The sequence below is a fragment of the Pseudomonas sp. 9.2(2024) genome (genome assembly GCF_039695385.1).
Lineage (GTDB): Bacteria > Pseudomonadota > Gammaproteobacteria > Pseudomonadales > Pseudomonadaceae > Aquipseudomonas > Aquipseudomonas paraglycinae.
On sequence record NZ_CP155585.1, the window covers coordinates 3,950,039 to 3,973,193 of the forward strand.

Below are 23,155 nucleotides of genomic sequence, written 5' to 3' on the forward strand. Positions count from 1 at the left end.
AAGTCGGCCGTCTCAAACCTCCGCCTCCAGCAACTCAAACCTCACCTGATCGGGATAAAACGCCACGTAATCCTTGATCTGGCTGACCGAAATCTTCGGATTTTCGTACGTCCACACCGCATTCGCCCCTTCATGCCCCGGCACTTGCAGACTGAAATAGTTGGCGTCGCCTTTGTACGGACAGTAGGTGGTGTGGTCGGTGCGGGCGAAGTACTTCTCGTCGATGTCTTCGCGCGGGATGTAGTAGACCGGCGGGTAATTGGCTTCGAGCAGCACCAGGGCTCGGGCCGAGGCGGCGACTTGTATGCCGTGGAATTTCACAAGGAGGCAGCCTGGCTGCTCGGCGATGGTGATGACGGGACTGGGACCGGAAGTTTTCATCGGTTTCTCCTGACTGCGGCGAAGGCACCGGTTCAGGTATAACCCATGCGGGGGAATCTCGTCGGGTTCGCAGCCGAACGGTTTTTCTCCGATCAGATATGACCGCCGATTGCGGAGGCGGCGGATTCTGGTTTCATATCACGCCCAAAACGCCCACCGACAGGAGTCATCATGCGCAAGGATTACCTGGCTTTTTTCATCTCGCTGTTCCTGTCGCGGCTGGCGGACCAGATCCTGTTGTTCATCGTGCCGTTGGTGGTATTCCAGACCACCAACAGCGCGTCCTGGGCGGGGCTTGCATTCTTCGTCGAGTCGCTGCCGCGCTTTCTCGCGTTTCCGCTGTGCGGGGCCCTGTGCGACAAGTTCTCGCCCATCAGAATCCTGCACATCAGTCAGGTCTACCGGGCGCTGCTCTGCGTGCTGGCAGTAGGGCTTTATGCCGTCTTCGGCGGTATCGCATGGCTGGTGGTGCTGTCGGCGCTATGCGGCGTGCTGACGACTCAGGGCATCATGGCCCGCGAAGTGCTGATGCCGCATATTTTCCAGCACTACAGCTACACCAAAACCCTTTCCTACTCGCAGATAGCCGACCAGACCGGACTGGTTCTGGGGCCCTTGGTGGCGGCATTGCTGCTGGAGTTTTCGGCTTGGCACTGGGTGGTGCTGTGGGTGGCCGGACTGTTCCTGCTGGCCGACCTCAGCATGCTGGTGTGGCAACGTTTCAGCCGTATCACTCTGGAGGTGTTCGAGCAGCATCAGGACATCTGGCTGCAGCCTCTGCGCATCGCTTTCAGGCATATCCGCGAACTGGCGGAGCTGAAAAAGATCATCACCCTGGCAGTCGGGGTCAACCTGATTGTCGGGGTCACCCTGGCCACTTCGGCGGCCATGGTGCTCGGTCAATACAGCGCCGGCAAGGACGACTACGCCGTGCTGCAAGCGGCTGGCGCGGTGACCACCATCGTGATTCTGTTTTTCCTCGCCCGGGTGGTATTGCCGTTGCGCGTACTGGGTGGCGTTGCCTGTTCGATGCTCGCCGCCGGCGCCTTCATCAGCGCCCTGAGCCCGAACCTGGCGGGTTATGTGCTGGGTTTCCTGCTGATCGTCGGTTTCGACAAGATGTTCAACGTTTACATGCGCAGCATTCGCCAGCGAGTCATTCCCCCGCAGGACTTCGGCAAGACCGTGGGCGTGATCACCCTGCTCAACAACTTGTCGCAACCGCTGGCCGGTCTGCTGGTCGCACTGCTCGCCGCGCCATTGGGGACGCAACGTGTGATTCTGATTCTGGCCGTGCTGGCGACGCTGCTGGGCGTGGCGGCTCTCTGGTGGTTTGCCAGAGTACGTAATGCCCACGCCACGTCGATCCTCGAGACCGAGCAGTAACGGATTTCACTGTCGTAGAGCGATGTCCAAGAACAAAAAAACCGCAGCCTGCGAAGGACTGCGGTTTTTTCGTTTCAGATTTTCCGTTTTCAGATCAGGCGACGATATCGGTCGCCACGGCCTGCCCCACCACACCCACGGCGAAGTCCACCGAACCCTGGCCTGTCAGGTCGATCATCAGGCTGGTCTGGTTGGTCTGTTCGAAGTAAGTGAGGATCGCGTCACCCGCGTGCCCGGTGAAGCCGCTGACGAAGTTCAGCGTGGCTGCGCCCGAGGCGAAACCGACGATGCCCGACAGGTCGATCTTGTCCAGGCCGCTGGTGAAATCCATGATCCAGTCCGGCGCGGTCATGGTCGAGTCGCTGGCCGCGCCAAACACGAAGGTGTCTGCGCCTTCACCGCCCCACAGCGAATCACCGCCGCCACCGCCGTAAATGATGTCGTTGCCGGCACCGCCGATCAGTTCGTTGGCTGCGCTGTTGCCGATCAACAGGTCATTGCCCGAACCGCCAATCGCGTTTTCCACGGTCACGCCGTGGGCGATGGACACGTTGCCCACCAGACCGCCGACATCGGAGAACGAGCCTTCGTTGAGGTTGATCTTCTGGTTTTGGTTGAAGCCGGAGAAATCCAGGGTGTCATTGCCGCCGCCGTCCCACACCGAGAACACCACTTTCGAGGTGTTCGAGGTGGCGCTGTAGAAGTCGCGATCAGCGTTGGAGTTGAAGCCGTACACGGTGTTGTCGGCACGGGTTTCGAAGTTGGCGCCGTAGAGTTTCTGCACCGCGACGATGTCGTCCATCAACGGTGCCGAGGCGTAGGCACCGCTGCCGTCCTTGCTGAAGTTCTGGTCGGTGTTGGCTTCGCTCCAGTAGCTCATCAGGCTGTAGCCACGGGTGTCTTCGGCGTATTTGGCGTCGCCGTAAGTCGGGTTGCCGTTGCCGGCGTTGTAGGCGCCCGGGTGCGACAGGCCGAGGGTGTGGCCGATTTCGTGGGTCAGGGTCTGACGCCCGTAGTTGTTGGTGTCCGGAGTCTTGTTGACCTGGTACTGATCGTTGATCAGGTACCACGATTGACCGTCATAGCTGCTGCCCTGCGGCAGGTAGGCGAACGCCGCGCCGCCGGTGCTGACGTCGTAGTTGCCAAAGGTCATGTGACCGTCCCCGCCCTTGCCCTCGGTGAAGGTCACGTTGGCCACGTCCGACCACGACTGCATCGCCAGCACGGCCTGGGCTTTCTGCTGGGCGCTGAACTCGCTGAAGTTGCCGAGTTTCGGGTTGTAATTCGACGGTTTGTCGGTCAGGAACGTGTAGGTCAGATCAATCTTGCCGTCGGCATTCTTGTCCTGCCACGACATGCCCTTGCGCAGGATTTCGTCGGCGGCCTGGTCGGCGGTGAACGACGGTTTGCCATTGACGCTGCCGGTGCCCCGGTCGTACAGGTGGCTGAAAGTGTCGACAGCAGTGAAGGCGCCGCTGGCCTGAGAGAAAGGTTGAGACATGGTGTACGTCCTTGTTTCTGAAGAGTCAGTGTCAGACAGAAAAACAGCGATCTTCTGGCGAGATCGTCCTGTCACTCGCCTTGTCAGGCAGATTGAACCTGCCACAGCCGCCAACGGGGGCGCTAATCAATTTCTCGATAGCGTCCCGGATTGCCCCGACGCGGCTGTCATGACCGGCAATCTTTTTATCTGTATATCCATACAGATAAAAGTTGCCCGATCGCCCGACTCAGGCCATCCTGTGCGCCTCTTCGGGCAATGATCGACGACGGTGGTTATGCGGCTGTACCTCTGTGAAAAACCCTCCCAGGCCAAGGATATTGCGGCCGTGCTCGGCGCCAAGCGTCGGGGCGACGGCTGCTGGCTGGGAACGGATGTCACGGTGACCTGGTGCATCGGCCACCTGCTGGAAACCGCGCCGCCGGACGCCTACGACGCTAAATACAAGCGCTGGGTGCTGGCCGACCTGCCGATCATCCCGGACAAATGGAAAATGACCGTCAAGCCGCGTACCGCCAGCCAGTACAAGGCGGTCAAGCGCCTGCTCGGCGAGGCCAGCGAACTGATCATCGCCACCGACGCCGACCGCGAGGGCGAGATGATCGCCCGGGAGCTGGTCGAGCATTGCCGCTATCGCGGACCCATCCGCCGTTTGTGGCTGTCGGCGCTGGACGAAGCGTCGATTCGCAAGGCGTTGGCGTCGCTCAAACCGGGTGCTGAAACCTTCAGCCTGTATCACTCGGCACTCGGGCGCTCGCGGGCGGATTGGCTGATCGGGATGAACATGAGTCGGCTGTTCACCCTGCTCGGCCGGCAATCGGGCTATCAAGGCGTGCTGCCGGTGGGCCGGGTACAGACGCCGACCTTGCGACTGGTGGTGGATCGCGACCGCAGCATTGCCGATTTCGTGCCGGTCGCGTACTGGGCCATCGACGTGCAACTACTGCACAACGGCACGCCATTCACTGCGCAATGGCGTGCGCCAAACGATGCCTGTGACGATCAGGATCGCTGCCTCAATCAAGCCCTCGCCCAGCAAGCGGCCGCCGCAATCAGCAGCGCTGCCAGCGCCCGGGTGATCAAGCTGCGCACCGAACGCATGCGCGAAGTGGCGCCCCTGCCCTTCGATCTGGGCACCTTGCAGGAAGTCTGTTCGAAGAAACTCGGTCTCGGCGCCCAGGAAACCCTCGACATCGCCCAGGCCCTCTACGAAACCTACAAAGTCATCACCTACCCGCGCAGCGATTGCGGCTACCTGCCCCTGAGCCAGCACAGCGAGGCGCCGGGGATTCTCGCGGCGTTGCGTCAGGCCGACCCTAGCCTCGAAGCGCTGCGTGAGCATCTGGAGCCACAGCGCCGCTCTCGCGCCTGGAACGACGCCAAGGTCAGCGCCCACCACGGCATCATCCCGACCGCTGCTGCGAAAAACATGGAGCGCCTGACCGGCAAGCACCGCGCGGTCTACACGCTGATTCGCGCACGGTATCTGGCGCAGTTCCTGCCCAATCACGAATACGACCGCACCCAGGCCGATTTCGATTGCGCCGGGGAAGCCTTGCGCGCGGTTGGCAAGCAGATCATCGAGCCGGGCTGGAAACGCGCGTTGCCCGAAGCGCTGGCCCCGGCCAAGGGCCGAGAAGCCCCCGCGCCGCAAACGCTACCGACGCTGACCCAAGGTGCCGAATGCGCCGTGGCGGACGTGAAGCTCAAGGACCTGTGGACACAGCCGCCCAAGCCCTACACCGAAGGCGACCTGATCAAGGCGATGAAGAACGTCGCCAAACTGGTGGAAGATCCGCTGCTCAAGCAGAAACTCAAGGACACCACGGGCATAGGCACCGAAGCCACCCGCGCCTCGATCATTCAAGGGCTGCTGGATCGCGGTTATCTGGTGAAGAACGGCAAGGCGCTGTCCGCCACACCCGCTGCGTTCAGCCTGATCGACGCCGTGCCGCGCGCGATTGCCGACCCCGGCACCACGGCGATCTGGGAGCAGGCGCTGGACATGGTGCAGAGCGGCGAAATGAGTCTGGAAGAGTTCGTCACCAAGCAGGCCGCGTGGATGAGCAAACAAGTGACCCGCTGCGCCGGACTGAGCCTGACCATCAGCGGCCCGCCGCCTGCCGGTAAGGCCGCTGCGCCATGGAAGAACAAACGCAAGACCACCCGGCGCAAAACCACCGGAACCAGCAAGCGTGCGGCAAAACCGGCAGCCAAATAGCCCGCTGCACGCTACTGTTTCTGCAGTGATGGTCAGGAGGCAGCCGCATGTCTGTCATCGAACTGCGCGTCGCCCGGCGTGACGAACTGGACACCCTCGAAAACCTGATGCAGTTCTACACCTATGACTTCAGCGAGTGGCTGCCGCTGAAGCTCGGCGGGCATGGGTTCTTCCCGATCCAGTTGAAAGACGATTACTGGCGCCAGCCGGCGACGCGGCCATTCCTGATCCACGTTGACGGTGAACTGGCGGGATTCGTGACCGTGGATGACCACCTCCTCATCGAAGGCGCCGACTACAACATCGGCTATTTCTTCGTCAGCCGACGCTGGCGTGGCCAAGGCGTCGCGCAGTTTGTCGCCTCTGCCCTCTTGAGCCACCTGCCCGGTCGATGGCAGATTTTCCATGTCGACGCCAACCTGCCTGCACAGCGGTTCTGGGCCCGGCTCATCCCTGAGCTGAGCGGCGGCTACTTTACCCGCCAGACCAAAACAGTGGACGGCTATCCCTGCACGTTCTACTGCCTGCGCAGCCTCTCTCCCGCTGCCTGACCGCCGCTTTTTTCATTCCAGAATGACTTTGTCCGACAATATGTAGTGACCAAAAATAATCACTACAAAACCGTTGACGGCATCGTTTTGCTTTTGCATGATGCAGACGTCTCCCCGATCGGGAGCACTGGCAACACGCTTGAGCAAGCTCGTCTGACCGCCGAGCTGTTTTTTCCGGATACACGCTGCCCACAAGGCAGATTGAAGAAGCTGACCTGGCCTGAACGTCCAGTACAAGGACGAGAAGCGCTGGCGAAAATTCTCAAGACGCTTGTGGTCGACCCTGAAAACGTCGTCAAGGAGCCTCCCGGTTTTCGCTGCTTCTCCTCGTTGTGACGCTATTGCGTAGCAGTTATTCAACACGACTACATGCAACAGACGCATGACCCCGTACTTCACACGGGCGACCGCTGACGTCCTGGTTTCGGTGCCAGGGATCAACTAACCGATGGGCTACCTGTATTAGCGAATCAACTTTGAAAGATCACCAGACTGGTCAAGGGGCAATATCATGAATCTGAACAATCAACCTACTATCGAAGAACTGGCTCGTATGTTCGCGGCGCAAAAAGACAGCCACGACAGCCATATTCTGTGGATCAGCAAGTCGGGTCAGGTCCATATCGACTGCCTGTCGCCCCATGCTGGTGAAGAAGAGTTCGACCGGAACAACCAGAACCTGCTGGCCCGCCTGAAGATGTACCGCCGCGGCCACGGCTATGTCGGCAAGAAAGCCGCGGCCGACAAGGACTTCATCGGTAATGTTCTGCAGACGCTGAAACAGGCGTGGGACTCGATGCAGAACAAGAACGAAGTTCGGGTGATTGATCGGTTCTGCTAAGTTAAAACTTCAATAAACAAAAGGGCCTGCTTCGAAAACGAAGCAGGCCCTTTTTATTGCTCGCAAAAAAACTCATGAACGAGTTTCCAGCACCAGCTTCATGAACGCCTCAGCCGCCGCACTGTGATAGTTATTCTGGCGCCGCAATAACGCCGCTCCCCGCTGCGGCGCCTCGCTTTCGACAAGCAACCGGCGCAACGCCCGGTCCTCGGTCGCAATCGCCTCCGGCAACATGGTCGCAATCGGCGCATGCCGGATCACTTCCAGCAACGTACTCACCGAGTTCACCTCGATCTGCACCTTGGGCGTGATGCCGTGCTGACGGAAATACTCGTCAATCGATAGCCGCGTGATGAAATCCGGCGCCAGCAAGGCGAAATCCAGCTGCGCGATGTCATCCGGGGTCAACACCGATGAGCTGTCGTACAGCGGATGCTCACGCCCGACCATCACCCCCAACGTCTCGACAAACGCCGGAATGCACTCAATGTCCGGATTGCGCACCGGCGTGAAGGCAATCGCAATATCCAGCGAGTCATCCGCCAGCCCGGCCTCGATGTCGTCCATCGACAACTCGAAAATCTCCAGGTGAATCCCCGGATACCGCGCCACGTAATCGCGCACCAGCGGCCCGACCAGATACGCCATGAACGTCGGGGTCATGGCCAAGCGCAGTGAGCCTCGGGACAGATCCTTCACGTCATGCAACGCGCGCTTGCCCGCCTCCAGCTCCACCAGCACCCGTCGCGCGCATTCGATATAGGCCTGCCCGGCATCAGTCGGCTTCACCGAGCGCGAGGTGCGATCAAACAGATCCACACCGAGGCTTTCTTCCAGTTGGCGGATCTGTTGCGACAGGGTCGGCTGCGACACGTGCAGCGCCTCGGCCGCCCGGGTGAAGCCGCCGTGATCGGCCACGGCCAGCAGGTATCGCAAATGTCGCAGCAGCATGGGACGCTCCATCTATAGGCAGTGCTTATGCTTTGCATTGTATATCGGTCTTGGACGCTATTGATCAATCGGCAGAAGATGAATCCCACACAGCAAGCCAACCCCGAAAGGAGAAGCACCATGCAATCCCAAGCCTACAACGACAGCCGCATCGCCCTGACCACCCGCGCCCTGGATGCCAAGGCTCAGAAAAACCTGTCGTGGCAGGATCTGGCCGACGGCACCGGCCTGAGCCTGGCCTACGTGACCGCCGCACTCCTCGGCCAGCATCCACTGCCGAAAGCCGCCGCCGAAGTGGTCGGCGACAAGCTTGAGCTGAGCGCCGAAGACGTCGCCGCCCTGCAAATCATCCCGCTGCGCGGCAGCCTCGACGGTGTGCCGACCGACCCGACCATCTACCGCTTCCACGAGATGATCCAGATCTACGGCACCACCCTGAAAGCACTGGTTCACGAGCAGTTCGGCGACGGCATCATCAGCGCGATCAACTTCAAGCTCGACATCAAGAAAGTCGAAGACCCTGAAGGCGGTTCCCGCGCCGTGGTCACCCTCGACGGCAAGTTCCTCCCGCTGCGTCCGTTCTGACCCCTCCGGGCCCGCACCCCGCGTGCGGGCCCCTCCAAACCTGATTTGCCAAGTCATCACCACATCTGCCTGGAGGCTGCCCCATGCAAAAAATTCTGCTGACCCTTGCCCTGCTCGCCGGCCTTTGCACTCAAGCCCAGGCCGATGACGAAGCCGTCGCTTACCGCTACGGCATGTCTCTGGATATCGCTGAAGTCGTGAGCATCACCCCGGTCGCCGACGTCTGCGGCGTAGTGCCGGTCGAGATGACTTACCTCGACAGCCACGGCGCAAAACACATTCTTCAATACAGCGAATTCGGCACCGGCTGTTCGAACTGAGAGGACACACCATGAAAAACCTGATCGAAGGCTTCCTGAAGTTCCAGAAGGAGGCGTTTCCACAACGCACCGAACTGTTCAAACACCTGGCGACCACCCAAACCCCGGGCACCTTGTTCATCACCTGCTCCGACAGCCGCGTCGTCCCGGAACTGCTGACCCAGCAGGAGCCCGGCGAGCTGTTCGTGATCCGCAACGCCGGCAATATCGTGCCGTCCTACAGCCCGCATCCGGGCGGGGTTTCGGCGACGGTGGAATACGCGGTCGCCGTGCTCGGCGTGACCGACATCGTGATCTGCGGCCACTCCGATTGCGGCGCGATGACCGCCATCGCCCAGTGCAAATGCATGGATCACCTGCCCGCCGTCAGCGGCTGGCTGCAACACGCCGAGTCGGCGAAAGTGGTGAATGAATCGCGACCGCACGCCAACGACGCCGCCAAACTGAGTTCGATGGTGCGGGAAAACGTGATCGCGCAACTGGCGAACATCCAGACTCACCCGAGCGTGCGCCTGGCCCAGGAGAAAGGCCTGCTGAATCTGCACGGCTGGGTCTACGACATCGAGACCGGCTCGATCGACGCGCTGAGTGCCGACCGCCGTACCTTCGTCTCGCTGGCCGAGCAACCGTCGACGTGCGCGGTGTACGGTCAGGCAGTCGATGCTGCTTGAAAACACAACGCCGCGCCCGTCATTGCGACGGGCGCGGCGTTGTTCTGTTCAGCGTTTTACGCCCAGATCGATTTGCGTCATGCGGCTGCGTACGGTGAACACACCGTCACCGGAGAGAATCGCGCTGCGGGCAAACAACCGGCCGCTTTCCCAGTTCGAAAGCCCCAGCTCCGGCTTGTTCAGCGCGTACTGGCCATCGACCCAACGGGTAATCCCGTTGCCCACGAACGGCGCGTTGACCGCGCTGTAGAAACGCTCCTGAACCGCCGCGTCTTCGCTGATCAGCGACACCGTGAACTGCGGGCTGTAGCGATTGAACAGCGCGATGGCCTGATCCAGATCGTCGACGATCATCAGGCTGGTTTCCGGGGTTTCTTCCCATTCCCACTCGCGGCCCAATTGCGCTTTCGGCAAGGGCTCGGCCAGGGCTTCGGTCTGGTAACCCTCGGCGCGATAGACCTCGACCGTCGCGTTCTGCCAATCGCTCGGCAGGTAGCTTTCGCTGCCTTCGACGATGTGCAATTTGCAGCCCTGACCGCGCGCGGTACCGGCCTGCTGCAAGGCATCGAGGAACAGCAGCACCAGTTCGGCAGCACGCTCGCGCTGGATCAGGCAGACATTCAAGGTGTTGCAGACCTTGCGATCCAGCGAGTTACGCACCACAGCGGCAAAGCGCTTGGCGTCGGCATCGCGATCGGCGATCAACCACGCGCCACCGGTGCCGTGCAGGCTGACGGCGGTACCGGCCTGCTGGGCGATGCTGCCCAACTGGCTGACCGCACGGCCCGAACCACGGGCCACCGCCAGCGACAGACGCCGGTCGGCGAACATCGCCCAACCGGCGGCGTGGTTGACGCTCTCCACCAGCGACACCGCACCCGCCGGCAGACCGGCATCGGCCAGCGCCGGGTTCAGGGCGTGGGTGACGATGGCTTGCGCGGTGCCCAGCGCATCGCTACCGATGCGCAGCACGGCGGTGTTGCCGGTACGCAGAACGCCAGCGGCGTCGGCGAAGACATTTGGCCGGCCTTCGAACACGAACGCGACGATGCCCAATGGCGACACCACCTGCTCGACCTTCCAGCCGTCATGCTCGACGCTGCTGATCACTTTGCCACGGGTGGCCGGCGCATCACGCCAGGCGCGCAGGCCGGCGATCATGTCGCGGCGCATGCGCTCGTCGGCGAGCAACCGGGTGGTGGAACGACCGCGCGCCTTGGCCCGTTCGATGTCGGCGAGGTTGGCGGTTTCGATCAGTGCCCAGGCGTCCGGGTTTTCCAGACGTTGGGCAAACAGATCGAAGAAGCGGCTGATGGCCTCATCCGGCACCGCAGACAACGCGGTAAACGCCGCCGCTGCACGCTCGATCGCCACCGATGCGGCCTGCTGATCCACCACCGGAATCAGCAACAGCTCGCCGCTCACTTGCTCCACCAACAGGTGGTCGCCGGGTCGGAAACGCTCGGCCAGTTCGGGGCTGACCACGGTGACGCGGTTACCGGCGAAAGGGATAGGCGTGCCAGCGACGAGACGTTCGAGCGCGAGAGACATGGAGCGGATTCACCATATTGAGGGCGGCCGGAAAATGTATAGGTTGGCCTCCCTCAAAGCAACACGGGCTCAGAACACCGACCAGCCAATCCGCGAACTGAGCATTTCCAGCGCCGCCATCCCCGCCAGCGAGTTGCCCGCCGTGTTCAGTTCTGGCGACCACACGCACACCGTGAACTGCCCCGGCACCACCGCAACGATGCCGCCACCGACGCCGCTCTTGCCCGGCAGGCCGACGCGATAGGCGAAGTTGCCGGCCTCGTCGTAGAGGCCGCTGGTGGCCATGATCGAGTTGACTTGCTGGGTCTGGCGTCGGCTGAGGATCTGTTCGCCGCTGTGTTTGCAGAAACCGTCGTTGGCCAGGAAGCAGAACGCCCGGGCCAGGTCGATGCAGCTCATGCGCAACGCGCAGTGGCTGAAGTAGCTGCGCAGCACCGCTTCGACGTCGTTGTGAAAATTGCCGAAGGATTGCATCAGGTAAGCCATCGCTGCGTTACGCGCGCGGTGCTGGTACTCGGAGTCGGCGACCTTGCCGTCGACCATCACCTGCGGGTTGCCCGACAGCCGCCGCACGAAATCGCGCATCGACAACGCCGGTGCCGCAAAGCGCGACTGGTTGATGTCGCAGATCACCAGCGCCCCGGCATTGATGAACGGATTGCGCGGACGGCCGCGTTCGAACTCCAACTGCACCAGCGAGTTGAATGGCTGGCCGGATGGCTCGTGGCCCAGACGCTCCCAGATCGCCTCGCCGGAATGTTCGATGGCCTGCACCAGGCTGAACACCTTGGAAATACTTTGCACCGAGAACGGCGTCTCGGCGTCGCCGGCGCAATACATCTCGCCGTCGTTGCCATACACGGCGATGCCCAATTGATTGGCCGGCACGGTGCCGAGTGCGGGAATGTAGTCAGCCACCTTGCCCTGCCCGATCAGGGGCCGGACAGCGTCAAGGATCTCGTTCAACAGCGCTTGCATGCCGGGTTCCGAAGTCTCGCCCCATGGGATTGCGGGGACACCGTGGCTAGACGCTGCGCCCGGCAATCGAATCACACCGGCGCTCTGTATCGCAGTGTGTACGGCCCGACGCCCGACACATCCCGCGCACAAATCCGGCCCTTCGCGACACATCAGCGATACAGCCCGGCGCTCAAATGAACCTGTCGATCGGCAGCCCCGATCAAGCCTTTGAACTCAAACATCGCATCGGAGATTCACCATGACCAAGCGCTCGAAAACCTCCCTGACCCTCGGCCTGCTGCTTGCCGGTGGCCTGGCCCTGTCCAACGCGGCTTCGGCTTCCGAAGCGTTCAGCGTCAAGCAACTGGATCACGGCTACAGCCAGTCCCAGGCCAAGGCCGACTCGGCGGAAAAAACCTCGGAAGGCAAATGCGGCGAAGGCAAGTGCGGCGCCGGCGAGTAACCCTTTTCACGGGGCACGTTGGTGCCCCGTTTTCTTTTGAATGAATGGAGCCTTCCCATGACCACAGCTCTCTCGTCGGCCGTCAAAGGCCTGCACTGGAACCTCAACCGCGCCGGCCAGTGGCTCGCGCCGCTGACCTTGCGCCTGTTCATCGCCTGGGAGTTTTTCGAATCGGGACTGGAGAAATTCAACGGCCAGAACTGGTTCGAAGACATTCAGGAGCGGTTCCCGTTTCCCTTCGACCACTTGCCGGCGACGCTGAACTGGGAGCTGTCGATGTGGGCAGAGCTGATCTGCGCGCTGGCGATCCTGATCGGATTCGGCACGCGGATTTCGGCGATTTCGCTGATTGTCGTGACCGTCGTCGCCACCGCTGCCGTGCACTGGCCGGCGGACTGGTCATCGCTGAGTGAACTGGCCCAGGGTTACGCGATCACCAACAAGGGCTTCGGTAACTTCAAGCTGCCGGCGATCTACCTGGCTTCGCTGGTGCCGCTCGTATTTGCCGGGGCCGGCAAGTTGAGCGTGGATGCGTGGCTGGCGCGGTTTTTCTGGAAACGCGCCAGCCGCTGAGGATCAATGCGCCCGGTCCAGCCCCGCCAGCAACGCGCTGTCTCGGCTGTAAATGTCCGGCGCGTAGAGCACGCGACCCTGGCCATCGACCTGTGCCGTCCAGTAAGTCATGAGGATCGGCACCGGATTGCTCAGGCGGAATTCATGGGTGGTGCCGGTGGCGAGCAAGGTGTCGGTGCGCGCCTTCTCCGCCGGGCTGAGCAGGAAATCGCGCAGTTTCATCGGATGCTCGACCCGCACACAGCCGGAACTGAACGCCCGTGGCCCCTTGTCGAACAGCGCCTTGCTCGGCGTGTCGTGCAGGTACACCGAGAACGGGTTGGGGAAACGAATGACCATCTGCCCCAGCGGGTTGCGCGGCCCGGCGTCCTGACGCAGAAGGATGTTGCCGGGGTTGTCCCAGTCGATGTCGGCGGCGGCCAGCGGCTGGCCGTTGGCGTCGAGCACTTGCAGGTTCTGGCGGCTGAGGAAGGTCTGGTCCTTGCGGATTTCCGGCAGCTTGTCTTCCTTCCAGATGGTCGGCGGCACGGTCCAGGTCGGGTTCAGGGTCAGGCGCGTGACCCGGGATTTGAGCAGCGGGGTCTGGCGTTCGGCGCGCCCGACCTGGGTGCGGGTCTGCCACACCGGCAGGCCACCCTGATAAAGCGTCAGCTCGGCAGCGGCGACGTTGACCAACAAACCGTCCGGCTCCATGTCCTGGGCCATCCAGCGGAAACGTTCAAGGTTGACCCGCAACTGTTCGCGGCGGGTCAGCGGACTGATGTTGAGTTCGGCAATCGTCCCCGGCCCGACCACCCCGTCGGCCTGCAACGAATGGTTGGCCTGAAAGCTCTTCACCGCCTCCACCAATACGCCGTGATAAGCGTTGTCCGGCGTGCCGACCACACTGCTCAGGTAGCCTTCGCTGTAGAGCCGGCGGGCCAGTTCCGGCACGCGTTTGTCTTCCATGTCCGGACGCAGCAACGGGCCGTTGCCCACCGACGTCCATTGGGGCAAGGCTTTCAGGCGTTGAGCTGCGTAGAGATGGCGCAAATTCTGATACTGCGCCAGCTGCGGTCGGGCCAGATCGAAGGCAGCCGGAACGTTGTGCACGCCCGGCACGGCGATCGCCAGCAATTCAGCCTGACGGTCGCGAGGCGTTTCGTCGGAATGCCACAGCGGTTCGAAGTGCGATTGCAACAGGCGGCCGTAATGCAGATCCTGCAGGGCTTGCAGGTAGTAACGGCTGATCTCGATGTCGGCGCACAGTTCGCCGTCCTGCGGGGCGGTGAGCGCCACCGGATAGCGTTTCGGATTCAGGCCATCGTCGGCCAACAGCTGCAATTGCGCATGCAAGGCCGGCAATTGCCCGCCATCGGCCCACACCGGCAGCCAGTCCTGCTGCTGGTAGAATGCGCGCAATTGATCCAGCGCCGGGCCGTTGAGGCTGGTGCCGATCGTCGGGCACGCCTGGGGCAGGCTGATCAGCGCAGCCTGCAGCGGGCTCTGTGGCTCGATGGGCATTTCCGTCGGCACGGGCGGCAGCGTCGGGAGTCCCGGCAACGGCTCTTCGGCGCAAGCGACAAACGGCGCAGCGAGCAAACAAATGCTCAAGTAGCATGCGTACTTTTTGAACAACTGCTTTACTCCAATCCATGGCCGTCTTGATTGACGGTCAACCTTACCTCAGGTGCGGTGCACAGTCAGGCCCGATTCGCGGGCTTGCCGGGAACGACTGGACGTCAGGAGCCTAAGTGCCAAACAAGTAGCAAGTGGAGACTCACTTTAAATGTTGACGTTTTTGCGCCGACTTCTGCTGACTGCCACCGCCATTGGCGTGCTGACCAGTCCAGCCTTTGCCGCCGGCACCACTTCGCCGGTTCTGTACACCAGCCTCGCGCACGCCGCTCCGGAACTCAATCCCCAGGCGCTGAAAGGTGCCTTGAACGCCATGCAATGTGCGATCAACAACGGCGCGAAGCAGTCCCGTCACCTGGCGATCATCGACTATTCGCAGCCGTCCACCGAGCGTCGGTTGTGGATCTTCGACCTGACCCGGAAAAAACTGGTGCTGCGCGATCTGGTCGCCCACGGCTCGAACTCCGGGGAAAACTTCGCCACCCGGTTCTCCAACCGTGAAGGCAGTTTTCAGTCCAGCCTCGGCCTGTTCCGCACCCAGGAAAGTTACCAGGGCACCCACGGTTACTCGCTGCGCATGGACGGTCTGGAACCGGGCGTCAACGACATGGCCCGTGACCGCGCCATCGTGATCCACGCCGCCGACTACGTGAACCCGTTCTGGAGCAAACGTACCGGCCGTCTGGGCCGCAGCCAGGGTTGCCCGGCCGTGCGACCGCAGGTGGCCAAACGGGTGATCGACAGTCTGAAGAATGGCCAATTCATGTTCTCCTGGTACCCGGATCAGCAGTGGCTGAAATCCTCGCCGTACCTCAACTGCCAGCCACAACAGATCGCGAGCATTCTCAGCACGCACGCCAGCTGAATACTCTGTGGGAGTGCGCTGGCTCCCACAGGTTCGGTTTATTACAGATTTGTCATCGAGTTGTCGGTTTGCCGAGCGGATCGCCCGGTAGCTTGAAGTTGTCCCGGCCCAAACGCCGATCAACTTCAACGACTCGAGTGACCCATCATGAAAACCCTGATCCTCGCCTTCACCGCCCTCCTCGCCACCGGTTCCGTGTTCGCCGCCCCTGCACCGGACGCTGCCGTCATTCATGACAAAACCGGTTTCTTCGTGCACCTGGATGTCGACAAAGTCCTCTCCAGCACCGATATTTCCCAGGCTTGCGGCGTGATCCCCGCGCGACTCAACTACCTCGACCACCAGGGCCGTGAACATGTGCTGGACTATCAAGTGCAAGGCAGCGGCTGCACCAACGACCATTGAGGCGCAGTGCCCATGAATATCCTTGTTGTCGAAGACGAACCCAAGGCCGGCAACTACTTGCTCAACGGCCTGCAGGAACTGGGCTACAGCGTGAGTCTGGCCCGGGACGGCGCCGACGGTCTGCACCTGGCGCTGGAGTTCGACTTCGACGTGATCGTGCTGGACGTGATGATGCCGAAAATGGACGGCTGGGAAGTCCTGCGCCGGCTGCGCAAGGAGACCGACACGCCGGTGCTGTTCCTCACCGCCCGCGACGACATTGCCGACCGGGTCAAGGGCCTGGAACTGGGCGCCGACGATTACCTGATCAAGCCGTTTTCCTTCGCCGAACTGGTGGCGCGCCTGCGCACCCTGACCCGGCGCGGGCCGATCCATGAAGAGGAGCAATTGCAGGTGGCCGATCTGCAGATCGATGTGCTCAAGCGCCGAGTCACCCGCGCCGGCAACCGGATCACCCTGACCAACAAGGAATTCGCCCTGCTGCAACTGTTCGCCACCCACACCGGGCAAGTGCTGTCGCGCTCGCTGATCGCCTCGCGGGTGTGGGACATGAATTTCGACAGCGACACCAATGTGGTCGATGTCGCCGTGCGCCGCCTGCGGGCGAAAATCGACGATCCGTTCCCGCTCAAGCTGATCCACAGCGTGCGCGGCATCGGCTACCGCTTCGATACCCAGCCATGAAAATCGCCGGCACTTATTCCCTGACCTTGCGTCTGGCGCTGGTCTTCGCCGTGCTTGCCTTCGCGGCGCTGGCAGGCCTGGGCGCGGCGCTGTACAACCAACTGGAAGCAGCTCTGATTCGCCGCGACGACATCCAGTTGGTCAGTCGCGTCGATCAGTTGCGCACCTTCCTCAACGACAGCAACACCCTGGAACTGATCAAGAACAAGCCGGCGCTGTTTCAGAACATGCTCGGCAACCGCGAAGCCTTGCTGACCATCGGCGCACCCGGCCAGCCGCCGTTGCTGGTGGTCAACCCCGGCAACCTCGCCACTCCGAACTTGCCCGCCGTACCGATCGATCACCCGATGGCCCTGAGCGATGTACAGCACTTGCCGAGCGTCGACGGTGTGCCGTTTTCGGCGGTGGCGGCGACCATCGACTCGGGCGATCTGGGCAACCTGCAGGTGCTCACCGGACGCCTGATGACCGAGCGCACGGCAATGCTCGCCAATTACCGGCTCAGCGTGTACGGCCTCGCATCATTGGCGGCGATTGTGCTGGCGCTGGTCGGCTGCCTGCTGGTGTATCGCGGACTGCTGCCGTTGCGGCGGATTGCCCGGCACGCCCACGGGATCGGCATCGCCAACCTCGGCGAACGCCTCGACCGCCACGGCACGCCTCGGGAATTGCAGCCGATGATCGAAGCCTTCAATGCGATGTTGGACCGGCTCGACCGAGGGGTTGCGCAACTGAGCCAAGTCTCCACCGACATGGCCCACGAACTGCGCACACCGATCAACAACCTGCTCGGGGAAACCCAGGTCGCGCTGCAACAGAACCGCAGTGTGGACGCCTATCAGCAGTTGCTCGCCTCCAACGTCGAAGAACTCGAACGGCTGGCGCGGATGCTCGACAACATGCTGTTTCTCGCCCGCACCGACCCGGCCAGCGCGCTGAGCCAGCGGCAGGAACTGGACGCCGGCGATGAGATGCAACGCATTGCCGATTACTTCGAAGGCCTGGCCGCCGATGTCGGCGTCACCATCGAGGCCAGTGGCAGCGGTGTGATCTGGGCCGAACCGATGCTGCTGCGTCGGGCCCTGGCCAATCTGTGCGCCAATGCGATCAAGTACGGCGCGGCGGATTCGACGCTGCAGGTCGAAGCCATCGCCGAAGCGGACGGCAGCTACCTGCGGGTACGCAATCAGGGCGCGACCATTCCGGCGGAACATCTGTCGCGGTTGTTCGAGCGCTTCTACCGCGTCGATCCGTCCCGCGAGCGTTCGGCCCAATCCAACGGACTGGGCCTGTCGATTGTCGCGACCATCATGCAATTGCATCAGGGCCGCTACAGCGTCAGCAGCGCCGACGGCGTCACCTGCTTTGAACTGTTCTTTCCGGCACGGGAGACGCGAGACGCAGGTGCGTGAAGGCACCGAGCGCAAACGCCGCGAACATCAATGCCGAGGCCACGCCGAAAGTCATGTGCAACCCGGCCGCAATAACTTCGGCCGGTGCCTGAGTCGGATCGTCCGTGGCCAGTGCAAACACCGCGCCCATCGCCGCCGCCCCGGTGATCAACCCCAGATTGCGCGACAGCCCGAGCATGGCCGAGACCACGCCGCGCTGATCCTGAGCAACGCCGGACATCAACCCGGTGTTGTTGGCAGCCTGGAACAGCGCATAACTCAAGGCCACCACCGTGATCGGCAGCACGTATGCAAGCACTCCGAAACTCACCGGAAACAGCGCCAGCAGACCGCAACCGCAAGCCAGACCGAACAACGCGCCCGGCACCATCCGCCGCGCGCCGAAACGATCCACCAGCCGCCCGGCCGGTACGCCGCTGAACGCCGCCAGCAACGGCCCGATCGACAGCACCAGTCCTACCTGCGTGCTGGTGAGACCCAGGCCTCGGCTCAGGTAAAACGGCCCGACCACCAGCGTGGTCATCATCACCGTCGTGACCAGCAAGGTCAGCGCCAGACTGCTGCTGATTCGCGTGTCGGTGAACAATGACAGATGAATCAGCGGCGCCTTGCTCCGCTTCTCGACCAGGATGAATACCCCCACGCCCAACAGGCTGAGCAACAGCAACGTCGTGGTGAATCCATCAACCGTCATCGCCAGTGCATAGGCCGCCAGCGTCAGCATCAATACGGCGGTGCCGGGATAATCAAATGCAACACCCGAGCGCACGCTCCGATCCTTCGGCAGGTAGCGATACACCAGCCACGCATTGAGCAATCCCAACGGCACGTTGATCACAAAAATCGACTGCCAGCCGACATGCGCCATCAACAGCCCACCGAGCGACGGCCCGAGGGTGGTGCCGGTGGCCGACATCGTGGCCAGCAACCCCATCGCACTGCCGGCCCGGGATTTGGGCACCGCATCGGCCACCAGCGCGACCGTCAGCGCAAACATGATTGCCGCGCCGAGGCCCTGCACCGCCCGCGCACCGATCAGCCAGGCAAGGCTCGGCGCCAGTGCGCAAGCCAGCGAAGCAGCGGTAAAGATGCCGATGCCGATCAACAACAAGCGCCGTCGACCGAAGCCGTCACCGAGCCGCCCGACGCTGACAATCAACGTGGTGATCGCCAGCAGGTAGGCCAGAACGATCCACTGCACTTGTTGAAACGTCGCATCGAATGCCGCCGCCAGCGTGGGCAATCCGGCGTTGGCGATGCTGGTATCGAGCGACGGCATCAACATCGACAGCGCCAGACTGGTCAACGCCCAGCAGGCTGAAGGGCTCAGGGGTTCTCGGTGCATGGGGGGCTCACAGGGCAAAGGTCATGCGACACAGCCTGAGCCTCGACAATACAAGGCGCAAGACGCATGCTTCGCACTTGATACCTGCATGGAACGCCACGTCATGAATGCACCGGATCTGAACCTGTTGATCACCCTCGACGTGCTGCTGAGCGAAGGAAGCGTCGCCCGCGCCGCCGAGCGCCTGCGTTTGAGTCCGTCAGCCATGAGCCGGGCGCTGGCCCGGCTGCGGGAAACCACCGGCGATCCGCTGCTGGTGCGCGCCGGTCGCGGACTGGTGCCGACCCCGCGTGCGCTGGAGCTGCGCGACCGGGTCAGTTATCTGGTGCAGGAGGCCGAAGCGGTTTTGCGCCCGGCAGAAGTGCTCGATCCTGGCCAGTTGCGGCGCACCTTCACCCTGCGCAACACCGACGGTTTTGTCGAAACCTTCGCCGCCGCCCTGCTCGCCCGCATCGCCGAAGAGGCGCCTGGCGTGCGCCTGCGCTTTGTGCAAAAAGCCGACAAGGACAGCACGCTGCTGCGCGTAGGCCGGGTGGATCTGGAAACCGGCGTGGTCGACGACAGCACCGACCCGACGCTCCACAGCCGCATCCTGTTCCACGATCAGTGGATTGGCGTGGTGCGTGAGGGGCATCCGTTGAGCAGCGGAAAGATCAGCGCCAAACGCTTCGCTTCGGGCCAGCACATTCTGGTGTCACGCCGTGGGCGCAGCAGCGGACCGGTGGACGAAGCGCTGCTCGCCTTAGGCCTGACGCGGGACATCGTCACTTCATTCGGCGGATTTTCGGCGGCGCTGACGCTGGTCCGTGAGTCGGACCTGATCGCCACCGTTCCGGAACGTCACACCAGCAAACTGCGCACGGGCCTGCACAGCTTCGCCCTGCCATTCCGGATGCCGGACATCAGCGTGTCGATGCTCTGGCACCCGCGCATGGACGCCGACCCGGCGCACCGCTGGTTGCGCCATTGTGTGCGCGAAGTTTGCGCCTAACGCGCATCCCCGCCAGCAGGTTTGTAGAACAGAAATTTCCTGGTCTCGGCGGTTTTTCTGTATTCCTTGGCCCAACTTGGATGAACGTTGCGGTCGTGGAAATACAGGGCGCCATGGGTGCGGTCGGTGAGCTGGCGGTTCAGCGCCTTGCCGGCGATTTCCTTGGCCAGCGCGTATTCGGCATCTTCCTTGACCTGATCCGGACGCCCGTCGCACCACCAGGAAAACTGGCAGCTCTTGGTTTCCGAGCCCTGCTTGACCACCTCGCACACCGTGCCCGGAAAGCCGTCATGCCCGAGGCGATTCATCACCACACTGGCCACGCCTTCCATGTCGGCATTGTCCTTGCCCTTGGCTTCCCAATAGATACTGCGCGCCAGACAGGTGATCGGGTCGTCCAGCGGAGCGGCGCCAGCGGGGTCGACCGCCTGCGCTTCGGTCGGGGTGATGGCTTCGGATTTGGGTGCCGGGGGCGCGTCGGGTTTGTCGGCGGCCTTCTCTTCCAGAACCTCGGCTTTCGCTTCGGCCTTTTCCTTGATCGGTGCCTGATCGGTGGCCAGTGCCGCGCCGCTCAGCAAGGTCAACGCAAGACAGCAAAGCAACCCGTTCAATTGCATGATCATTCTTCCGGCAGGGCCCGATGCGGGCAAAGTGTTACGTGGTTGAGACGCCCGGATCCCGGGCTCTTCGCGAAGTGTAGACGGCAATTTTCACGGCATCGTTCCGCAGAAAAATCCGCGTCGTGAAGAAAAAGACATTGCACGAACCGGGGCCCTTTCGCGCATGATGTGCGCACTCAGCCCAAGGGAGATTTCCATGCGCTTCATGCCATCCGTTCTGCGACTCGCCGCGTTGTCCGTGGGCCTGGCGCTGGCCACTTCGGCCATGGCCACCGACGAGTCGCAATTGATCGAATCGATCAACAGCTACCGCAGCCAGCCGCAGCGTTGTGGCAGCCAGGCGTCCAGCGAATTGCCGCCGCTGTCGGCCGATCCGCGCCTGATTCTGCCGGCCAGCGGCGTGGTGGATTTGCAGCAGGCGATGTCCAGCGCTCGCTACCCGATGGTCAACGTGCAGGCGATTACCCTGAACGGGCCAAGGGATGCGGCGTCGGCGATGAAGGCGATTCAGGAGAGTTTCTGTCAGGTGGTGCTGGATCCGCAGTTCGTCGATATCGGCGTCAGTCGCGCCGACCGTGACTGGCGCATCACCCTCGCCCGACCACTGCTGTCCGCCCGCCTCGGCGACGGTCAGGCGGAAGGCCAGAAACTCCTCGAACAACTCAACGCCGCCCGCGCCCAACCGCGCCAGTGCGGCAGTCAGGCATTCGCAGCGACAGCGCCGCTGGCGTGGAACTCGGTGCTCGGTGGCGTTGCCCAGGAGCATAGCCGCGAGATGGCCAACAACAATTATTTCGACCACAAGGACCGCAACGGCGGCACTCCCGGCGACCGCGCCGAACTGGCCGGATACAGCGGCCAGCAGGTCGGCGAGAACATCGCCGCCGGGCAGGACACGGTGCAGAAGGTCGTCGCCGGCTGGCTCGCCAGCCCCGGCCATTGTGCCAACCTGATGAACCCGCAGTACCGCGAACTGGGCGCTGCCTACGCAGTCGATCCGAAGAGCAGCGCCGGGATTTACTGGACTGCGATGTTTGGCGGGGAGTAAATCCCGCACAATAAAAAACCGGAGCCAGGCTCCGGTTTTTTTGTTTTCAGTGGGTTCTCATCCCCGCCGCATACATCGCCAGCTTCAGCAGGCTCGCCACTACCGCCAGCGAGACCACGCTGCCCAACCAGATCAGCAGCAGCCAGCCCAGACGCTTGTACCAGGGGCTGGATTTCACCTCACGCGAATCAATGGTAGCCATCGCCAATCCTCACTTTGCCGCGGAACACGTAGTAGCTCCAGAAGGTGTACATCAGGATCACCGGCAGGATGAACAGCGCGCCGATCAGGGCGAACAGCTGGCTGGTGGCCGGTGAAGCCGCCGCCCACAGGCTGACCGACGGCGGGATGATGTTCGGCCAGATGCTCAGCGCCAGCCCGATGTAACCAAGGAACATCAGCACCAGGGTGAACACGAACGGCCAGTGAGTGTGGCGCTGACGCAGCGAGCGCAACAGACCGAACAACGCCAGCACCGCCAATACCACCAGCCCGGCAAACACGGTCAGGTGCGCATGGTTGAACCAGCGGCCGGCCAGTTCCGGGTGCAGTTGCAGCGTCCACACGCCGATCACCACCACCATCGCCAGCAGCAGCCACGCCAGCGGACGGCTGTAGTGACGCATCCGCGATTCGAGCATGCCTTCGGTCTTGACCAGCAGCCAGGTGCTGCCGAGCAAGGCGTAAGCAATCACCAGACCGACGCCGCAGACCAGCGGGAACGGCGCCAGCCAGTCGAGACCGCCACCGGCGAACTGCCGATCCACCACCGGAATCCCCGACACATACGCGCCGATCACCACGCCCTGGGAGAACGTCGCCAGCAGCGAACCGCCGATGAACGCCCAGTCCCACAGATGACGTTTTTCAGCCGGCGCCTTGAAGCGAAACTCGAACGCCACACCGCGGAAAATCAGCCCCGCGAGCATGAAGATCAGCGGCAGATACAGCGCCTCCAGAATCACCCCGTAAGCCAGCGGAAACGCGCCGTACAACGCCGCGCCGCCGAGCACCAGCCAGGTTTCGTTGCCGTCCCAGACCGGTGCGACGGTGTTCATCATCACGTCGCGTTCCTGCTCGTCGCTGATCATCGGGAACAGGATCCCGAGGCCCAGATCGAAGCCGTCCATGATCACGTACATCATTACCCCGAAGGCAATGATCACGCCCCAGATCAACGAGAGATCGATACCTTGAATACCCATGACTCAAC

General features: G+C 62.4%; 26 protein-coding genes. 15 read left to right on the plus strand and 11 right to left on the minus strand.

Annotated features, from left to right (window positions below; translation table 11 throughout):
* Positions 1-12: 12 nt before the first annotated feature.
* Complete coding sequence (locus ABFB52_RS17625; protein WP_129973178.1) at positions 13-381, minus strand: DUF427 domain-containing protein; 369 nt, start codon at positions 379-381, stop codon at positions 13-15.
* A gap of 171 nt (positions 382-552) precedes the next feature.
* Here ABFB52_RS17625 and ABFB52_RS17630 point away from each other — a divergent pair, with 171 nt between their 5' ends.
* Positions 553-1,767, plus strand: a complete 1,215-nt coding sequence (locus tag ABFB52_RS17630) for an MFS transporter (RefSeq protein ID WP_102717595.1) — start codon at positions 553-555, stop codon at positions 1,765-1,767.
* Between the two features lie 94 nt (positions 1,768-1,861).
* On the opposite strand, the gene ABFB52_RS17635 is transcribed toward ABFB52_RS17630, so the two are convergent.
* Complete coding sequence (locus ABFB52_RS17635) at positions 1,862-3,268, minus strand: serralysin family metalloprotease (RefSeq protein ID WP_129973177.1); 1,407 nt, start codon at positions 3,266-3,268, stop codon at positions 1,862-1,864.
* A gap of 277 nt (positions 3,269-3,545) precedes the next feature.
* On the opposite strand from ABFB52_RS17635, the gene ABFB52_RS17640 reads away from it, so the two are divergent.
* Together ABFB52_RS17640 and ABFB52_RS17645 are read left to right on the plus strand one after the other, a co-directional pair.
* Positions 3,546-5,489, plus strand: a complete 1,944-nt coding sequence (locus tag ABFB52_RS17640; RefSeq protein WP_129973176.1) for a DNA topoisomerase III — start codon at positions 3,546-3,548, stop codon at positions 5,487-5,489.
* Between the two features lie 47 nt (positions 5,490-5,536).
* Positions 5,537-6,040, plus strand: coding sequence for a GNAT family N-acetyltransferase (locus ABFB52_RS17645; protein ID WP_129973175.1), 504 nt, complete (start codon positions 5,537-5,539; stop codon positions 6,038-6,040).
* Between the two features lie 12 nt (positions 6,041-6,052).
* Here ABFB52_RS17645 and ABFB52_RS17650 read toward each other — a convergent pair whose 3' ends face one another.
* Entirely contained in the window at positions 6,053-6,424 is a 372-nt protein-coding gene (locus tag ABFB52_RS17650; RefSeq protein WP_052026217.1) for a hypothetical protein, read from the minus strand.
* Between the two features lie 127 nt (positions 6,425-6,551).
* Between ABFB52_RS17650 and ABFB52_RS17655 the strand changes: the two genes are divergently transcribed.
* A complete protein-coding gene (locus tag ABFB52_RS17655; protein WP_047293552.1) occupies positions 6,552-6,881 on the plus strand; it encodes a hypothetical protein in 330 nt (109 codons plus the stop codon).
* Between the two features lie 72 nt (positions 6,882-6,953).
* Here ABFB52_RS17655 and cynR read toward each other — a convergent pair whose 3' ends face one another.
* Positions 6,954-7,832 (minus strand): transcriptional regulator CynR, encoded by an 879-nt coding sequence (gene cynR / locus ABFB52_RS17660; RefSeq protein WP_129973174.1) that lies wholly within the window; start codon positions 7,830-7,832, stop codon positions 6,954-6,956.
* Between the two features lie 120 nt (positions 7,833-7,952).
* Between cynR and cynS the strand changes: the two genes are divergently transcribed.
* From cynS to ABFB52_RS17675, 3 genes are all read left to right on the plus strand, one after another.
* Positions 7,953-8,417 (plus strand): cyanase, encoded by a 465-nt coding sequence (gene cynS / locus ABFB52_RS17665; RefSeq protein WP_011334741.1) that lies wholly within the window; start codon positions 7,953-7,955, stop codon positions 8,415-8,417.
* 83 nt (positions 8,418-8,500) lie between these two features.
* Positions 8,501-8,737 carry a DUF2790 domain-containing protein gene (locus ABFB52_RS17670; protein WP_085746126.1) on the plus strand — a complete coding sequence of 79 codons (237 nt, stop codon included), beginning with the start codon at positions 8,501-8,503 and terminating at the stop codon, positions 8,735-8,737.
* Positions 8,738-8,748: 11 nt separating this feature from the next.
* Positions 8,749-9,408 (plus strand): carbonic anhydrase, encoded by a 660-nt coding sequence (locus ABFB52_RS17675; protein ID WP_129973173.1) that lies wholly within the window; start codon positions 8,749-8,751, stop codon positions 9,406-9,408.
* Positions 9,409-9,456: 48 nt separating this feature from the next.
* On the opposite strand, the gene ABFB52_RS17680 is transcribed toward ABFB52_RS17675, so the two are convergent.
* Together ABFB52_RS17680 and glsB are read right to left on the minus strand one after the other, a co-directional pair.
* Positions 9,457-10,959, minus strand: a complete 1,503-nt coding sequence (locus tag ABFB52_RS17680) for an aldehyde dehydrogenase family protein (RefSeq protein ID WP_129973172.1) — start codon at positions 10,957-10,959, stop codon at positions 9,457-9,459.
* Between the two features lie 69 nt (positions 10,960-11,028).
* Complete coding sequence (gene glsB, locus ABFB52_RS17685) at positions 11,029-11,937, minus strand: glutaminase B (protein WP_064379522.1); 909 nt, start codon at positions 11,935-11,937, stop codon at positions 11,029-11,031.
* A 241-nt stretch (positions 11,938-12,178) separates the two neighbouring features.
* On the opposite strand from glsB, the gene ABFB52_RS17690 reads away from it, so the two are divergent.
* Entirely contained in the window at positions 12,179-12,382 is a 204-nt protein-coding gene (locus tag ABFB52_RS17690) for a hypothetical protein (protein ID WP_085746122.1), read from the plus strand.
* A gap of 57 nt (positions 12,383-12,439) precedes the next feature.
* Positions 12,440-12,955 (plus strand): DoxX family protein, encoded by a 516-nt coding sequence (locus ABFB52_RS17695; protein WP_129973171.1) that lies wholly within the window; start codon positions 12,440-12,442, stop codon positions 12,953-12,955.
* Positions 12,956-12,958: 3 nt separating this feature from the next.
* Here ABFB52_RS17695 and ABFB52_RS17700 read toward each other — a convergent pair whose 3' ends face one another.
* Positions 12,959-14,572 (minus strand): L,D-transpeptidase family protein, encoded by a 1,614-nt coding sequence (locus ABFB52_RS17700; RefSeq protein ID WP_102687034.1) that lies wholly within the window; start codon positions 14,570-14,572, stop codon positions 12,959-12,961.
* A 151-nt stretch (positions 14,573-14,723) separates the two neighbouring features.
* Here ABFB52_RS17700 and ABFB52_RS17705 point away from each other — a divergent pair, with 151 nt between their 5' ends.
* The 4 genes from ABFB52_RS17705 (at position 14,724) to ABFB52_RS17720 (ending at position 17,938) form a co-directional block, all read left to right on the plus strand.
* Positions 14,724-15,437 (plus strand): murein L,D-transpeptidase catalytic domain family protein, encoded by a 714-nt coding sequence (locus ABFB52_RS17705; RefSeq protein ID WP_085746119.1) that lies wholly within the window; start codon positions 14,724-14,726, stop codon positions 15,435-15,437.
* Between the two features lie 147 nt (positions 15,438-15,584).
* A complete protein-coding gene (locus ABFB52_RS17710; RefSeq protein ID WP_129973170.1) occupies positions 15,585-15,842 on the plus strand; it encodes a DUF2790 domain-containing protein in 258 nt (85 codons plus the stop codon).
* Between the two features lie 12 nt (positions 15,843-15,854).
* The gene (locus tag ABFB52_RS17715; protein ID WP_007950581.1) at positions 15,855-16,526 is read left to right on the plus strand and encodes a heavy metal response regulator transcription factor; all 672 of its coding nucleotides are present in this window, start codon (positions 15,855-15,857) and stop codon (positions 16,524-16,526) included.
* Positions 16,523-17,938, plus strand: a complete 1,416-nt coding sequence (locus tag ABFB52_RS17720; RefSeq protein WP_129973169.1) for a heavy metal sensor histidine kinase — start codon at positions 16,523-16,525, stop codon at positions 17,936-17,938. Before ABFB52_RS17715 ends, ABFB52_RS17720 begins: the two co-directional genes overlap by 4 nt.
* Here ABFB52_RS17720 and ABFB52_RS17725 read toward each other — a convergent pair.
* Entirely contained in the window at positions 17,883-19,283 is a 1,401-nt protein-coding gene (locus ABFB52_RS17725; protein ID WP_129973168.1) for an MFS transporter, read from the minus strand. The genes ABFB52_RS17720 and ABFB52_RS17725 overlap by 56 nt on opposite strands.
* Positions 19,284-19,386: 103 nt before the next feature.
* Here ABFB52_RS17725 and ABFB52_RS17730 point away from each other — a divergent pair, with 103 nt between their 5' ends.
* A complete protein-coding gene (locus tag ABFB52_RS17730) occupies positions 19,387-20,274 on the plus strand; it encodes a LysR family transcriptional regulator (protein ID WP_102717605.1) in 888 nt (295 codons plus the stop codon).
* Here ABFB52_RS17730 and ABFB52_RS17735 read toward each other — a convergent pair.
* Entirely contained in the window at positions 20,271-20,891 is a 621-nt protein-coding gene (locus ABFB52_RS17735; protein ID WP_085746115.1) for a cell wall hydrolase, read from the minus strand. The two genes, ABFB52_RS17730 and ABFB52_RS17735, sit on opposite strands and share 4 nt — an antisense overlap.
* A gap of 199 nt (positions 20,892-21,090) precedes the next feature.
* Here ABFB52_RS17735 and ABFB52_RS17740 point away from each other — a divergent pair, with 199 nt between their 5' ends.
* On the plus strand, positions 21,091-21,942 hold the full coding sequence (locus ABFB52_RS17740) for a CAP domain-containing protein (protein ID WP_102687030.1): 852 nt from the start codon (positions 21,091-21,093) through the stop codon (positions 21,940-21,942).
* A 46-nt stretch (positions 21,943-21,988) separates the two neighbouring features.
* Here the strand turns inward: ABFB52_RS17740 and ABFB52_RS17745 are convergent, their stop codons facing one another.
* Both ABFB52_RS17745 and cydB read right to left on the minus strand, forming a co-directional pair.
* A complete protein-coding gene (locus ABFB52_RS17745; protein ID WP_102687029.1) occupies positions 21,989-22,144 on the minus strand; it encodes a DUF2474 domain-containing protein in 156 nt (51 codons plus the stop codon).
* A complete protein-coding gene (gene cydB, locus ABFB52_RS17750) occupies positions 22,131-23,147 on the minus strand; it encodes a cytochrome d ubiquinol oxidase subunit II (protein ID WP_129973167.1) in 1,017 nt (338 codons plus the stop codon). The genes ABFB52_RS17745 and cydB overlap by 14 nt, the downstream gene beginning before the upstream one ends.
* Positions 23,148-23,155 lie beyond the last annotated feature (8 nt).